The sequence below is a fragment of the Bifidobacterium merycicum DSM 6492 genome (assembly GCF_900129045.1).
GTDB lineage: Bacteria > Actinomycetota > Actinomycetes > Actinomycetales > Bifidobacteriaceae > Bifidobacterium > Bifidobacterium merycicum.
This window is the reverse complement of the sequence record NZ_FQTX01000002.1, coordinates 320139-334884: the sequence shown is the minus strand read 5'-3', so window position 1 is coordinate 334884 and position 14746 is coordinate 320139. Positions and strand designations below refer to the sequence as shown.

Below are 14746 nucleotides of genomic sequence, written 5' to 3'. Positions count from 1 at the left end.
GACCTACACCTCTACCTCGCCTGACATGAGCTTGGGTAGTAGGCGATCTCGGGCTTCGGTTGCAGCTTTAATCGCGTCGTCACACCTCGCGATTTGCTTGTCGATAGGTCGACAAAGCAAGTCAAACCTCTCGGCGAGGTCGCTATCCGGTACAACGAATTTCTGGGCAAGCAAATCGCCCTTTGAAATCGATGCGAAGATCGATCCATTGCCAATCATGTCCTCTTTGAAGAACCGCTCTTTGAGCATGTAGTACAAGTAGCTCTGCAATCCTTGCCTATGGTTCATTGCGGCAAGGCCACGCCCAAGAACAATCTCGTTTTTCGTGTAGTTCAATCGCCCAACTGGCGCACGGACACTAAACAGGATGCTTCCCGCCTTGCCGATTCGCGTAACGGATGTGGTGTATGTTTCGTCTCGAACGAATCGCAGGCCATAACTGCTAACCCCTTGGTGAAACGGCAGCCCTTCGCCCGCGTCGTTATAGTATTCAGATTTAGGACTCTGCCCCATGACGACATCGGCGATTTCCGCCAAGCTTTTCTCAGCCCACCCGCTCGGCAAGCCCTCGGATATTTCAGTATTCTCGTGTCCAGGGAAGCGCAGGTCGACGAACCATTCCCTGTAGAGACGCTGGGCGGTCTCCTCGAGTAGCGAGATCTGCCTGCGGTTGTTCTCGATGAGGTTATCGTAGGCCATCAGGATGGATGCGATGCTTCGTTGGGCTCCAAGACTATCTGGAATGCAAAGGGGCACATCGCCCAGAATCGTCGTATTGAGGTTGGGCATTGTTGCGCCTATGGCATGATTACGCACCCATCCTACAACCACTGGATTTGAAAGCGCATAGTAGAGAAAGGTCTTATCCACAAGATTGGAGTCCGCCCTTAGTCGTAGACAGCCAGTACCGCATAGCCATCCTGCCTCGCTCTGGGTAACTCTGGAGCATCGTCCGACATCGCCTCGCCGCGCATAGACAACATCACCCGGCTCTAGCATATGCCTGCTGAGCCGCTGTACATGATCGTCGTTAACGCGTGCTATACGCTCCGTTGAGATGCCGCCATCGATGAGGTCAACGGGCATGACGACGGGTGTTCCTTCGTCCGAGTAGTCTGATTGGTGCAGCTGCGAGCCAAAAGGCCCGGTCTGAATACCACCGTCTATACAAATGTCGCCGAGCTTAACCGCGTTCCATTTCATAGCCCAAGCTCCTCGAAGTTGCGGGAGATGGTCGCCATGAGATCGTTGCTCTCGGCCTGCAGGCGCAGCAGTTCCTCGTGGATCTCGCCCATGCGCTCGTGAAAGTCGACGCCGTCATCCTCCTGGGGCGGCACGCCAACATGAGCGCCGGGCGTCAGGCTCCAGTTCTTCTCCTCGATATCCTGCAGCGTTGCGATCTTGCAGAGGCCAGGGACGTCGGCGTACTCGCCGGCTCCGAACCTGTCGGTCAGCCAAAGGGCCTCATCCACGACGGTCAGCGCGTCCTCGAGCTCGGCGATCTCCTCGTCGTAGGCGGCGCGCAGGCGCTTGCGCTCACGCTGCTTGGCGGCTTCCACGTCAGCCTTGGCCTTCGCCCTCCGCTTCTCGATGTATGCGGCCAGCGAGTCGCGGGCGCCGGCGAAGTCGTCCAGCATCGTCACGCCCGCCAGGACGGCTTTGGTGTCGCCGTCCGCGAGCTCGGCCATTTCACGAATCGCGGCGCTGTACTCGTCGAGCAGGGTGGCATACTTGTCCGCCTCGCCACGGTAGAGCCACACGATGGCGGACAGGTTCTTGAGCTGCCAGGGGCTCCACTCGTTGTGCGTCGTGTCGATGGCAGTGTGGTAGCTCTGCGCGTCGATGAAGAGAACCTTGTCGCGCAGCTCCTGCGGCTTGCCTTTGTCAAGGAACCACAGCGTGCACGGCAGGCTCTTGGTGTAGAAGAAGTTGTTGCCCACGTAGAGCATCGCGTCCACGTGGCCGCTCTTCACCAGCTTCTCGCGCAGCGCCCGGTCCTTACCGGAGCTGTCGGTCGCCGAGCTCGCCATGACGAAACCCGCGCGCCCGGTCGGGTTTAGGTAGCTGTAGAAGTAGTTGATCCACAGGTAGTTCGCGTTGCTGAACTCGCCGGCCTTGTTGATGCCGGAGATGCCCAGCGGCATCCTACCCGCGTTGATAGCGTCCTCGGACTTCACCTTGTCGACGTTGAAGGGCGGGTTAGCAGCGACGTAGTCGCAGGATCCGTCGAGGGAGTGAGCGTCATGGTAGAACGTGTTCGCTTCGTCGCCGGAGACGATGCGCCCGTTCATGCCATGCACAGCCATGTTCATCAGGCAGAGCTTGGCGTTGTACTCAACCTTCTCCTGGCCGTAGTAGGTCATGAGGTCTGCGGGGTTGCCGCCGTGCTCGCGCACGTAGTCGCTGGCTGATACGAACATGCCGCCCGAGCCACAAGCCGGGTCGAGCATCACGCCGCGCTCCGGCTCGATGACGTTCATGATCATGCGCACGAGCGACTTGGGCGTGAAGAACACGCCGTCGTCGGAGGCCACGGCGGGGGCGAACTTGCCGAGGAAGTACTCGTAGATGCGCCCGATGATGTCGTCGCCGTCCTCGTCGAGCGCCGGGTTGTTGAAGATGCGCAGCGTCTCCGCGAGGAGGTCGTCTCCGAGGTCGGTGTAGTTGCGCGGCAGCACCCCCGCGAGCTGCGGGTTCTGCTTCTCGATGGCGGCCATGGCATCGTCGACACGCTTGCCGAGGTTCTTCTCGCTCTCGGGCAGGTTCAGGAGGAAGTCGTAGCGAGCTTCCTCGGGAATGAACATTGCGCCGCGCTTCGTATAGTCGGCGGCCTCAATGGGGATCTGGCGCCCGGTAGACTGTGTGCGTGATTCCCTGATCTGGGCGTCGGCCATCTTGAAGCGGCCCCAAGCGTAGCGCAGGAAGATTAGCCCGAGCACGGGCATGCAATATTGCTGGCTCGTGAGCTTGGAGTTAGCGCGCAGGTTGTCCGCCGCCTCCCACAGTTCCTTTTCGAGTTTCTTGATGTCAGCCATACGCTCATTAGCCTCTCTTGCTCAACTCTTGAATCATGCACATACGCAGGAACGCGGAGAAGTTCATCCCACGAAGCTCCGCCTCTTCCTTGAAGGCGTCACGCAGATTCGCTGGGATGCGGATCGTTATCGCAGTCTGCCCGCCTCCGGCGAAGAACTCCTTGAGCTCCTGTTTGGAAGCGCCCTTCGCGATGAGGTCCGAGTAGCCCATTTCGCATCCTCCATGTGCTTGACGGTTGCAATACAAATCATTTTACTGCAACCGCGACCTGCGAAGGAACGCAAGGACACCCAAATCCGAGCAAACACCTCCAATTCTCATCTTATGACCCCGGTGTGAAACGGGTGTACACCATATGGGACTCTTGACGGGATTTTCTGGTTGCTAGCAAGCTGCCTATTCTGTGCGCACAAGGCGCCAGAATAGAGCTTGTGGCCGAAGGTCACCCATGCCCTGCGAGTTTCGCACGTCCCTCGGAAGTTATGAGGGCTTCCGAGGGCTTGCAGGGGCTTCGGCCTGCTCCGTCTCCGCCTGCGCTTCGCTCCGGTCGTAGACTACGCCATGCGGGGGATGCCCCGCGCCCCTGGGCCGTCGCGCATGCGACGGCTCGGAACTCCCACCACCTGGCGAAGGAGCAGGATGACGAAGAAGGAGCCGCGGCTGTTCGTACGCGTCACCGACGACGAGCATGAGGCCGCAATGACCCTTGCCGAAGAGCTCGGGCTCACCGTTTCCGAGCTTGTCCGCATCCTGCTCCGGTTGCCCCGCGGCTACTTCGATGGCAAGGAGACACGCCCCGTGCTCGTGGTCGACGCCGTTTCCGCCCGCAAGCTCGCCCGCGAGACCCGATGGTGGGGCTACCAGTACAACCAGATCGCGCACGCGCTGAACCGGATCGCCATGTACCTGCGCCGCGACATGTGCGACGCCGCCGACGCGCTCGAGCAGCTGCAGGTCGTCGAGGAGAAAGTCGATCGCGCCAACGCCGACATCGCAGTACTACGCGCCGAGGCTCAGCGCATGGCTGCCATGTTCAACGTGAAGAAGTGACGCCGTGCCCATCGTCAAGCCAATAAGCGGGCACACGGGCTGCGGCGGCGTGTTCCGCTACCTGACGAAGGACGGACGCGCGCTCGCGTTCGACTACCTCAACTTGCCGGCGCCGGCCCTCGAGCCCGCAGAGGAGCTTCCCGAGTACGCGCCCTACGACTGGGCCCGCGACATGGACGCGACCAGGAAGGATGCTGGTAACGACACACCGTGGAAGGGCAAGCCCGCACGGACCTACAAGCACTACGTCCTCTCTCCCGACCCGGGCGACCGCATCGATCTCGCCGACCTCAGGCGTCTCACGATGGCGTGGGTGCGCGAGAACTTCGCCGACTTCGAGGTCGCCGTCGTCTACCACGACGACAACGCCGGGCGCATCCCGCACGCGCACGTCGTCGTGAATAACACCAACGTGAGCAACCTGCGCCGGCTTCAGGACCCCGACCCGCGTGCCCTGAAGCGGTCGGCGCAGAGGTTCGCGAAGGAGATGGGGCTGTCGTACCTGAAGGACGCACCGAAAGGCACCGCGGCCCCGCCCCGCCGCACGCTGCAGAGGACCTACGTGAGGCGCGCGGAGGCGGAGCTTTCGCGTAGGGGCCTCTACTCGTGGGTCGCCGACATCCGCATGCGCATTGAGATCGCCCGCGCCGTGGCCCGCGACGAGGCCGACTTCCGGTCGCTGCTCTCCGAGATGGGCGTCGCAGTTGCGGACAACTCGCCCAGGGCGCAGAGGCGCGACTGGGTCTACTCGCTTGCCGACGCCCCCACGAGGCGCATATCCGGCGAGAGCCTCGGGCTCTCCTACGGACGGGACCGTCTGCTCGCGAGGTTCTCGTCCGGCGCGTTGGCGCTCGCGACGGATGGCGGCCGCGCCTTGGCCGCAGCTGCCGCGGAGGCCGTGAGGGTCGGCGGAATCGACGAGCTCCGCGACCTCGCCGAGGCCGTCTCGTTCGTCGACTCCCGGAGAATCAGGAGCATGGAGGAGCTGAGGCGCGCGGCGGAGGCCTCCCCCGCGATGGGGGAGAAGGTTTTGGCCGTTGCCGAGCGCACGGAAATGCTTCCCGAGCGAACGCAGGCGCCGCCGGCCAGGAGGCCCGCCGGCGCCAGGTCACAAGGGTCCAGATCGGGTCCCGCCGAAAGGCGCGGTGCCGAGCGGCAGAGGCAGAGGAGCGCGCCACCGCAGCAGCAGAGGCGCGACGAAAGGGGCCGCCCGGGCCCCAGGGAGGACCGATGAGATGATCATGAAGGCTTACTACCCGGGAGGGCTCATCGACGTTTTCGACACCGACCACTTCACCGAGGCGCTACCCCTGCGCGGCAACCTTCTCACAAACTACGCGCTCGACTGGTCCGCCGCGCTTGCAGGCGGCGGAATCTGGATGCGCGCCTACTGGCACGAGACCGCCGACGAGTACCGCAGCGTCGTTGACGACGCAGGCCTCCCCGTGGCCCGTCGGCGCGACGGATGGAGCTTCCTTCTGGCCGACGCAGGAGACGTCGCGATGCTCGAGCGGCTCACCCTCGACGGGGAGATCGTGCTTGAGAGGATCGACGGCGCCCTCGTCGACGCCTCGGTGCTCATGCGAGCCTACGACGCCGCCGACGATCTCGGCCCCAGGGCCGTCTCGGCGCACGCATACCTCGAGGCGTTGCTCGGTGACGGTGGTACCGGGGACCCCGAGGAGGAGATCTGCCGCAGGATGGGCATGACCGTCGAGACCTGGCGCGAAATCGAGGCCGCGCAGGCTGCGATCGCCGCATCCCGCATCCATGAAGGCGAGGAACTCGACGATTAACCGCGTTTCCGAGGTGTTCTGGGTCGACCCGAGTGCTAAACGGGCCTTAGAATCGATTACAGCGCCTCGTCTACCTGCGGTTTTGCAAAACCCGGCTTGGCGGGTTCAGAGAGGCGTTCCCGAACTATAATCAACAAATCGGGCAAGGTCGTAACGAAGGTGGGTGCGCGATGCGCGAGGACGAATACAAGAGGCTCATGGAGGAGCACGAGATGGCCTACTTCAGGGGCGACCTCGCGACGAGCTCGCCCGAGAGCTACACGCTCGAGGAGATGAAGGAGATCTCCGCCGCCATGGACGCGAGCACCGACAAGGTCGATGCTGCCATGCGCGCCGACTTCGAGTCGCTACCGCCCGAGGCAAAAGTGAAGATGCTCGACATGCTCGCCGAGTCCGGCGTGGAGTCTCGCGAGTGGTGGGAGAAGGTCCTCTGTGGATTCGAGGTTCCGGACGCGCCGCCAAGGATATGAATCAAAGTCTTACGGAATAATTAGTCCTCATAAATGAAGTTCACATGGCGGCAATGAGGGCATTTGATATATCCATCTGGATTATAGCCATTCTCCCATGGCGCTGTATATTCTCCGCCAGAAAGTGATTCGCCGCAATTCTCGCACGTCCGACTAGACCTGCTTCTGCTCCGATCGAACGGGCTTATCAGCTCGCCATCTTCTAAATAAAAACGTTCGCCGCAGCTGGTGCAGTTGAACCAGTATGTAGCATCGGGGGCATCTCCGACAACCATGCCTCCGCAGCTCGGACATCTCGGTATACCCATATGAGACTGGTATTCTTCCTCGCTATTGAAAACATTAGCATCGGTGACGTCGTTCAACTCACCGCATTCGGTGCATTCCCACGTCCCCCTAGAGGTCGTGAATCCGGGCTGCTCGTTCAGGACGGAATGGCAGCCGTCGCAGTACCACGTGACATTCGACTCTCCAAAAGACGATGCGATGCCGCTTAAAATGTCACCGAATAATCCCATGATCTCTACCTTCCGCTCAACATACTCATTGCATGTAAGTTTGGTGCTTCGATTATAAGTGGTTGAACCCCCGATTAAGTATTCGGGGGTTCTTTCCTCATCAGAAAAGAACCCCCGACTTAACCTGCCGTCTCCCTAACGTCTATCTCTGAAGCTCGTTCTCGTCATCGAAGTCGTCCGCTTCAACCCAGTTTCCCTTCCTGCGCATCAACGCGAGGATTGCGATGCCACATGCTGCGGCGGCAGCCAGGCATGCGAGCGGGATCCAGGGTACCGAGTCTCCCGTCTTGGGCAATCCGCCTTTAGGCGTCGGGTTCGAAGGCGTGACGGGTTCGTCGACCAGGCTCACGGTCTGTCCGACGTCGTCGATGTCGGCGTGGACCGCTACCTCGGCGCCGTCCTTGGAGACCGTCTCGAACGCCACGATGTCGTGGCCCTTGAGCGCGCTCCCGTCGAACGTGAAGCTCAGGCTCACGGAGCCGGACGCCTTGTCGGGGACGAACGAGGCTGTGGCTGTCACGTCCTTTCCGTCCGACTGTACGGGCTTGCCAGTCTGCTTGTCCATGAGCGTGCCGGTGACGGTGTACTCCTCCCCGGGGGTGAGGCCCTTGTAGGCGACCTCGTCGACGATGGTCACCTCTGCGTCCGCGACGGCCTCGTGGTCGCCGTCGTCGGCGTCGGTGGCCATGGTGCCGATGGAGGGCTCTTCGGGCTTCTGCGGCTCCTCGGGCTTGACCAGCTTGACAGTTTGGCCGCCGTCCTCGATGTCCATGTGCGAGGCGATCTCTGCGCCACCGGACTTAAGCGACTCGAATGCGACGACGTCGTGGCCCGCTAGGGCTCTGCCGTCGAACGAGAACGTCACCGCGGCCGACCCGTCGGCCTTTTCGGGCGTGAACGTCACGGTCGAGGTCACGTCCTTACCTCCGGACTGCACGGGCTCGCCGGTCTCCTTGTCTATGAGGCTGCCGGTGAGGGTGTAGGCCTTGCCGGGGGTGAGCCCCTTGTAGGCCACCACGTCGCGGATCTCGACCTTGGAGTCGGCCTCCGCCTCGTGGTCAAGGTCGTCGGCGTCGACCGCCGTGGTGCCGATTTCGGGCTTGGGGACGATGCTCACGGTCTGGCCCTCGTCCTCGATCTCCGCGTGCACGGCGACCTCGCGGCTCTCATGCGTGAGCGTCTCGAAGGCTACGACGTCGTGGCCGGCGAGCGCGGACGCGTCGAACGAGAAGGTGACGTCTACTGTGCCGTTGGCGTCCTTGGCGGTGAAGGTCGCGTTGGCGGTCACCTCTTTGCCGCCGTCCTTGACGGGCTCGCCCGTGGCCTTGTCCATGAGCGTGCCCGTGACGGTGTACTCACGTCCGGGCTCGAGGTTGCGGTACGCGACGGTGTCGACGATCTCGACCTTGCCGGCGTAGGCCTCGTGGTCGCCGTCTGCGGCGTCGGTCGCAGTCGTGCCGATGCGCGGGCCGGGCTGGTCGTCGACCGTGCCGAGGTCGACGTCGAACTTGGTCGTCGTGGAGTCGCGCGATACGTTGAAGCTGTCGCTCCAAAGGCCGTAGCCCTCGTTGGACTCGCAGCGCAGCTCCTCGATGGTGTACTCGCCGTACGGCAGCGCGCCGAACCGGTCGTCGGGCTCGGAGACCGAGCCGTCCTCGGCAAGGCCGAACCACACGCCGCAGGACTCGTCGACGTCGGAGGCCGTGATGGTTTCCTTGCCGATGAGCGAGTCGTTGGCGTTAGCGTCGCGGATGTGGCTGTTCCAGCCGGCGGAGGTGTTCAGCGCCCCGTTGCGGTCGGTCACTGCCACGTGCGCCTCGCCCGTGGTGACGTTGGTGATGAGGAACGGCACGTAGGCGAACTTGTGCGAGTCGTCGGCGCCCTTCTTCTGCAGGTGGACGTCGTTGCGCACGACGCGGTCGCGCCACGTGAGGTCCGCGCCGGATTTGTCGAAGGTCACGGTCTCGCCGTCGGTGCGGACCTCGAAGGTGCGGGCCTTCCCGTCGGTGAGCATGTATGAGTCGTTCGTGGCCGTCTCCATGATGGTGTAGGTGCCGTACGGGAGCGCGTCGGGTCCGGTCTGGGCCGTGTAGGCGCCGAGCTCCTCGTTCCAGGACGTGTAGATGGTCGCCGCGACCTCGCCCTTGCCAACGTACTCGCCGTCGACCATCACGCCGTGCCTGGAGGCGTTCGTGACCGTGAACTCGATGCCCTCGAGCGACGTCCCGAGGTAGCCCTGCGCGTCGAGCGCGGAGTGGCCCGCGCCGCCGATGGCCTCGGACTTGCCGAGCTCCCAGTCGTCCTTCTCGACCTGCACGCCGCCGCGGATCACCTCGTTCTCGATGCCGGAGTCCCGTGTGAGCTCCACCACCTGGCCGTCCTCGCGGATCTCGCAGGTGACGTCGACCTTGCCGCGCTCGGTGTAGCCCTCGGGCGACTTGGTCTCGACGACCCCGTAGGTGCCGTACGGCAGGGCCCGCTCGCCGGTCTTGGCGACGTAGGCGTCGAGCGCCTTGTCGTAGGAGGTGGTCATGCGAAGCACCTCGGCGCCGGGTTCGAAGTCCTCTTCAGTCTGGTGCTTCCCGTCCTTGTTGGCGTCGTACCAGATGAATCCCTCGGAGCGGTTAACGATCGCGAACTCCGCGCCCGCGAAGGTCGCGTCGCCCTGGGCGTAGTTGGCGTAGTCGCCGTCCCTGTGGTCGTACTCCTCTGAGTCGGCCTTGCCCACAGTGATGCCGCCACGGATGACGGTTTCCGCGAACTCGTCGGCCGGCTCGTAGTAGAAGACGGGGTCGTGGCCGGCCATGCCGGCGCTCACGGTCAGGGTGTGTTTCTCGGCGTCGGGAAGGTAGCCCTCGGGCGCCTCAAGCTCGCGCACGGTGACGTCGCCGAGCGGGATGCCCTCGAAGGTCACGGTGCCGTTGCTCGTCGTGCCCGTGACGGTCTTCGTGCCGCCGTCGTAGGCGTAGCTCGCCTCGTAGACCGCCCCGTCAAGCGTGGCGTCGCCCTGCGCCTCGCGGCGCCCCGTGCCGTCGTCGAACTTCGCGACGGTGAGGGTGACGGTCACGGGCTGCTCGGCCATCTCCGCCCCGGCGTCGGAGCCGGAGACCGTGACCGGGAAGGTGCGGCCGTCGAGCGCGTATCCGGCCGGCGCCTCGATCTCCCTCACGGTGTAGGAGCCGTTCGGGAGCTTGTCGGATGTGGAGCCGTGGCCGTCCCCGTCGGTGGTGATGGTGGCCACCTGCGCGCCGTCGCGGTACACGCCGAAGACGGCCCCCGCGAGCGAGTACTGCGCGTTGCCGCCCGTGACCTTCACGTCTGCGGACGACTTGTCCATGGTCACGTAGCCGCCCTCGGTGAGGCCGCGGTAGACGACGAAGGAGCTGTAGACCTTGCCATGCCCGCCGTTGATGCCCCACATGTAGTCGAAGCGGCAGTTGCCGGTTCCGAAGCCCTCGTGCCAGGCGTGGTAGACCGTGGCGTCCTCGCCTGCGATTGCGGCGTGGACCGTCACGACCTGCGAGTTCAGGAAGATGATGATGTCGCCGGGCTTCACGGTGCCGTTGTCGAACGCCGAGTTGTAGTCTTCCGCCGAGTCGCCCGAGAACACCTGGTAGGGCTCGCAGTAGTTGTAGATCGAGCCCGTGCCCGAGTCGCCCCAGGTGCCGCCCGGCCAGTCGGTGCCGTAGATGTCGTGCATCACGAACGACACGAAGCCCGAGCAGTCCCAGCCGTCGGTCGAACGGCCGCCCCACACGTAGGGCACGCCCATGTACTGCTCGATCTGCGGCTTGGCCTCCTCCCAGGTGACCTGGGAGAGCGAGTCCGAGGCCGCGAATGCGCGCTGCGCCTGCAGCGCGGTCGCGGGGATGCACATGGATACCGCGAGCACGGCCGCCATGACGACCCTGAAGAGCTTGGAGGCGGAAGCCTCACGAGCCGCTGTCCTCATGGCCGCTCACCCCCTCGCCGCGTCGCGGGACAAAGGGCGCTCGGGGGCCTCCTTCGAGGCCACCTCGGACGCGTGCCGCGCCTGCTGCGCCCTGTCGGCGAGCCCCCGGTCGTCGCGCGAGTGCTCGGCGAGCCATGCGCGCCTCGACTCCGCTATCGCGTCCTTGATCTGCTGGGGCGTCACCACGATGGTGTCCCTCTGGCGGCGCCCGTCCTCGCCGATGACGGGGTTGCCCTCGGGGTCGAGGACCGATTTCTGGAGCCACACCTCCCGGTCCGCCAGGAGCGGTATGTCGCGCCAGTCCTCTCCCTTGAACCTCGACGGGTTCACGTACAGCGGGCTGAACTGGTAGCCGCTCACGTCCTTGCCGTCGATGACGGTGCCCCTGGGCAGCGTCGCCATGTTGAACGACTTTGCCTCGCCGGTCGCGGGGTCCGCGTACTCGATGCCCTCGCGCACGTAGAGCTTGTGCAGCGAGATGTAGACGTTCCTCTTCTCAGCCTTGTCGGCCATTTCCTCCTCCTTTCGGGTTGGCTTGTTACGGATGGGGCCGGCCGCCGTCGGCGGCCGGGACCCCTATGGGCCCCTCGCCATCGCAGGCCTCCTCTCCCTAGCCGCCCATGACGTCGCGCGCCCACGAGCCGCTCTTGACGAGCGAGATGATGAGCAGGATGCACATGGCCAGGTACTGCAGTGCGTAGCTGAGGCCCCCTACGACCGAGTCGACGACGGGCACGCCCACGGTGGCGGCGTTCAGGCCCCCGAGCACGATCGGGAAGCTCACGAGGAGCACGAGGATGATCACGCCCGCCAGGCACACGGCCGCGAAGTTCTTGAGGTAGCCCACGCCCATCTGGCGCGTCTCGTCGAGCGCCAGGAGCGATATCGGGATCGGCGCGAAGGCGGCCATGATGTAGATCTGCAGCGCACGCGCCCAGCTCACGACGAGCGCCACCACGTAGGCGACGATTACGACGACCCAGCTGATGAGCGCGATGACGAGCATCGCGAGCAGCGCCGCCACGTCGTCGTCGGTGGTGGCGATCGAGACCGTGGAGAGGTCGAGCTCGCCGCCCGTGCCGAACAGCCCCGCGGTGCGGGATATGGCGATCTTGGCTATGCCGTAGATGCCCTGCATGATCTCGAAGCTGTTCTGCACGAGGAAAAGGAACACCGCGAAGAAAACCAGCAGGAACACGACCTCCTTGACGCCGGGCATGCTGGCGTTTCCGTCCATGCGCTGGCTCACCTTGATGAGCTGCACGGTGAACACGAACGACAGCACGCCGCATCCGATGGGCAGGATCGCGTTCTGCCACACCGCGCGGACGACGTCGTACATCGTGACGGAGCCTGCGGACCCGAGCATCTGCGTGAAGTCGGCCGACAGGACGCCGTCAACGCCGATGCCGCGCAGCATGTCCACCTGGCTGTTGAAGATCCAGTTGCAGGTGTCCCGCAGCACGCCGCAGATCCACGCGTTGATGTCCTCGGCTATGCCCGCGAACGCGGGCTCCGGCAGCGCCAGCGCGGCCGTCAGGAGCACGACGGCCGCGGCGAAGCCGTACGCGAAGCGCCAGTCGGAGAGGGCCTGTCTTATCGCGCCCACGGCTAGCCCTCCACATTGAAGGTCGCGCCGTCGTAGGTGACGTTGAGGATCGTGCGGGCCGGGTCGTCGCAGGTGAAGGTCGCGCTCACGCGCCCTCCCTTGACGTCGACGAAGACCTCGCCGTCGAAGTCCGCCCGCGTCGCGGCGGGCACCTTCTTGCGGCAGTGGTCGGCGACGGCGCCCGCGAGCTCGTCGGTCCTGCCGTCGATGAGGGACGCGTAGGGCTCGGTGACGCCGGAGACCGCCACGGGGCCCGCCGAGGCCTTGCCCTCGACGTAGGCGTCGGCGTTGGCGAAGGCGTCGCTCGCGACGCGCAGCGACCCCTCGCGCCCCTCGAGCATGACGACGGCGTCGCCGGAGGCGCCGTCGCGCACGAAGGAGACGTCCAGGCTCGCCCAGTCGTCTCCCTCCGAGGAGCCCGTCACCTCGAACGCGGTCACGGTTGCCTGCCCGCCCCTGGTCTCGACGAAGCTGCCCTCGCGGAACTCAACGGACGCGGATGCGTCCGTCTCCGAGCGCCACGCGTGGCCGCGCAGCGCCCCCATGGCCTTCTCCCGGGCGCCCATGTCGGCCTCCTGGGACTGTTCCGCGGCGGGCTGCTCGGGCGCCGTGTCCGCCGACCTCGACACCGCGCATCTAACCGCGCTGCTCGCGACGAGCACGACCACGGCGCCGATCGCGGCGGCGAGCATCACCCTGTTCTTCCTGTCCATCTCGTATCTCCCTTCTCATCGGAACCGGACCGCGCAGGTGAAGTACGCGATGCCGCTCGACCTCTCGCAGACGGCCCCCGAGTGGGGCTCGTGTATGTACTCGTCTCCGCCGGCGTAGATGGCGACATGGCCCGGGCGCCAGAGGATGTCGCCGGGCCTCGCCTCGGACAGCGGCACGTGCGTGCCCGCCGCGGCCTGCGCGTCGGCCGTGCGCGGGATCGCGATGCCGGCCTGCGCGTAGCACCACTGCGTGAGCCCGGAGCAGTCCAGGCCCACGCCCGGCGTGGAGCCGCCCCAGACGTAGGGAACGCCGAGCTGGCTCGTGGCCGCGGCGACGACGGCGTTGCCGGAGGCGGTGCCGCTCTTCCAGTCCTCGACGCTCATGCCGTCGAAGCGCCGCAGGCCGTACGTGTCCATGACCGACTTCAGCGACTCGACGTAGCTCGAGCTCGTCGCGTAGCCGGCGTCCTTGAGGCCCTCGGCCATGAGGTCCGAGTCGTGCTCGGCGATCGCCCGCTGAATGAGCTCGTTTCCGGCGTATCGGTCGCTCTGCAGCAGCACGCGGGAGCGGAAGACGATGCAGTCCCTGTGGGACCTGAAGCTCGTGAAGTCGGCCATGATGGTCACGTACTCGCCGCCGTACTCCTCGCCGGTCGACCATGACGACTTGCCCGACACCTCGGGGCACGAGGCGAAGCTCGCCGCCCACTTGATGCCGAAGAGGTTGTTGTCCTGGGTGGCGAGCCCCGACAGGTGGTCTCCCTGCCCCGACTCGCAGATGATCTGCGCGAGCGTGCACCCGGCCGGGTGGCCGTACTGCTCCTGGCACTCGAGCGCCGCCTCGACCATGTCGGCGGTTATGTAGGGAGGAAGGCCCTCGACCGCCTGGGCCCTGGCCTCGTTGTCCCAGAAGCCGAACAGCGCGCTCACGAGCTGCGAGACGAGGATCGCGGCGAGCACGAAGAACAGGATCCCCGCGAGCGCGCCCGCAGCCGGCGCCGCCATCGACGACGCCGCGACGGCGAGCCTGGCCCGCACCCCCTTCTTCGCGACGGCGCCCGCTGCCTTCGCCTGCGCCTCCTGGGACGCGCGCGCCTTGAGCCACGTCCGCCTCGACTGCATGCGCGCCTTCGCGGCCGATGCCCTCCTTCGCTCGCGGTCGGCCTTGGCGGCCTTTCCCGCCTTGCCCGCGGACCACGCCTTGTCGGCGTGCTTCGCGGCGGAGGCCCGGGCGGCTTGTTGCTGATCAGCCACTGCTGCTTCCTTGGCGTCTGCCGCGTGCTCCGCCGCCCTGGCCGATGCCGGCCTCCTCGACGGCGGGTAGGCGACGCTCTCGTCCTCGTCGCCGTCGTCTGCCCCGTCGGCCGCCCTCGCGACCGATGCGGCGCCCGCATATGCCGCCCCGGTCGCCCTGTGCAATGCCGTCCTGGATTGCTCCTCTGAGGTCAAATCCAGCTTTGACTTCGACGCCTTTGCAGCGCCGACCTGCTGTTTCGATGGAGTTGCGGGCGACCTGCCGGCCGTTTTCGCCCCGAACCCGCGCCTTTCGGACGCGCGGACGATGCCCGCGGATACGGCGTCTGTCCTGCCCGTGCGCGCTGC

Annotated in this window: 12 protein-coding genes; 4 read left to right on the top strand and 8 right to left on the bottom strand. The window is 65.1% G+C overall.

Going from position 1 to position 14746, the window contains the following annotated elements:
• Positions 1 to 3 precede the first annotated feature (3 nt).
• From BUB29_RS03960 to BUB29_RS03950, 3 genes are read right to left on the bottom strand one after another with little or no spacing between them, the layout of a single operon-like run.
• On the bottom strand, positions 4 to 1203 hold the full coding sequence (locus BUB29_RS03960) for a restriction endonuclease subunit S (RefSeq protein WP_033521626.1): 1200 nt from the start codon (positions 1201 to 1203) through the stop codon (positions 4 to 6).
• Positions 1200 to 3035: an HsdM family class I SAM-dependent methyltransferase gene (locus BUB29_RS03955; protein WP_033521627.1), complete on the bottom strand. Its 1836-nt coding sequence runs from the start codon at positions 3033 to 3035 to the stop codon at positions 1200 to 1202. The genes BUB29_RS03960 and BUB29_RS03955 overlap by 4 nt, the downstream gene beginning before the upstream one ends.
• Positions 3036 to 3042: 7 nt before the next feature.
• A complete protein-coding gene (locus tag BUB29_RS03950) occupies positions 3043 to 3246 on the bottom strand; it encodes a hypothetical protein (protein WP_033521629.1) in 204 nt (67 codons plus the stop codon).
• A gap of 429 nt (positions 3247 to 3675) precedes the next feature.
• On the opposite strand from BUB29_RS03950, the gene BUB29_RS03945 reads away from it, so the two are divergent.
• The 4 genes from BUB29_RS03945 to BUB29_RS03930 all read left to right on the top strand — a co-directional run bounded on the left by BUB29_RS03945 (position 3676) and on the right by BUB29_RS03930 (position 6352).
• Complete coding sequence (locus BUB29_RS03945) at positions 3676 to 4086, top strand: hypothetical protein (RefSeq protein WP_051915139.1); 411 nt, start codon at positions 3676 to 3678, stop codon at positions 4084 to 4086.
• A 4-nt stretch (positions 4087 to 4090) separates the two neighbouring features.
• The gene (locus BUB29_RS03940) at positions 4091 to 5320 is read left to right on the top strand and encodes a relaxase/mobilization nuclease domain-containing protein (protein ID WP_033521631.1); all 1230 of its coding nucleotides are present in this window, start codon (positions 4091 to 4093) and stop codon (positions 5318 to 5320) included.
• Position 5321: 1 nt separating this feature from the next.
• The gene (locus tag BUB29_RS03935) at positions 5322 to 5882 is read left to right on the top strand and encodes a hypothetical protein (RefSeq protein WP_033521633.1); all 561 of its coding nucleotides are present in this window, start codon (positions 5322 to 5324) and stop codon (positions 5880 to 5882) included.
• 170 nt (positions 5883 to 6052) lie between these two features.
• Positions 6053 to 6352 (top strand): hypothetical protein, encoded by a 300-nt coding sequence (locus tag BUB29_RS03930; protein WP_033521636.1) that lies wholly within the window; start codon positions 6053 to 6055, stop codon positions 6350 to 6352.
• A gap of 660 nt (positions 6353 to 7012) precedes the next feature.
• Here BUB29_RS03930 and BUB29_RS03925 read toward each other — a convergent pair.
• From BUB29_RS03925 to BUB29_RS10095, 5 genes are all read right to left on the bottom strand, one after another.
• Positions 7013 to 10822 (bottom strand): VaFE repeat-containing surface-anchored protein, encoded by a 3810-nt coding sequence (locus BUB29_RS03925; protein ID WP_033521638.1) that lies wholly within the window; start codon positions 10820 to 10822, stop codon positions 7013 to 7015.
• 6 nt (positions 10823 to 10828) lie between these two features.
• Positions 10829 to 11335 carry a hypothetical protein gene (locus BUB29_RS03920; protein ID WP_033521640.1) on the bottom strand — a complete coding sequence of 169 codons (507 nt, stop codon included), beginning with the start codon at positions 11333 to 11335 and terminating at the stop codon, positions 10829 to 10831.
• 97 nt (positions 11336 to 11432) lie between these two features.
• On the bottom strand, positions 11433 to 12431 hold the full coding sequence (locus BUB29_RS03915) for a VirB6/TrbL-like conjugal transfer protein, CD1112 family (RefSeq protein WP_051915141.1): 999 nt from the start codon (positions 12429 to 12431) through the stop codon (positions 11433 to 11435).
• 2 nt (positions 12432 to 12433) lie between these two features.
• Entirely contained in the window at positions 12434 to 13144 is a 711-nt protein-coding gene (locus BUB29_RS03910) for a hypothetical protein (protein ID WP_033521642.1), read from the bottom strand.
• 15 nt (positions 13145 to 13159) lie between these two features.
• A complete protein-coding gene (locus BUB29_RS10095) occupies positions 13160 to 14398 on the bottom strand; it encodes a glucosaminidase domain-containing protein (RefSeq protein WP_275039758.1) in 1239 nt (412 codons plus the stop codon).
• Positions 14399 to 14746 lie beyond the last annotated feature (348 nt).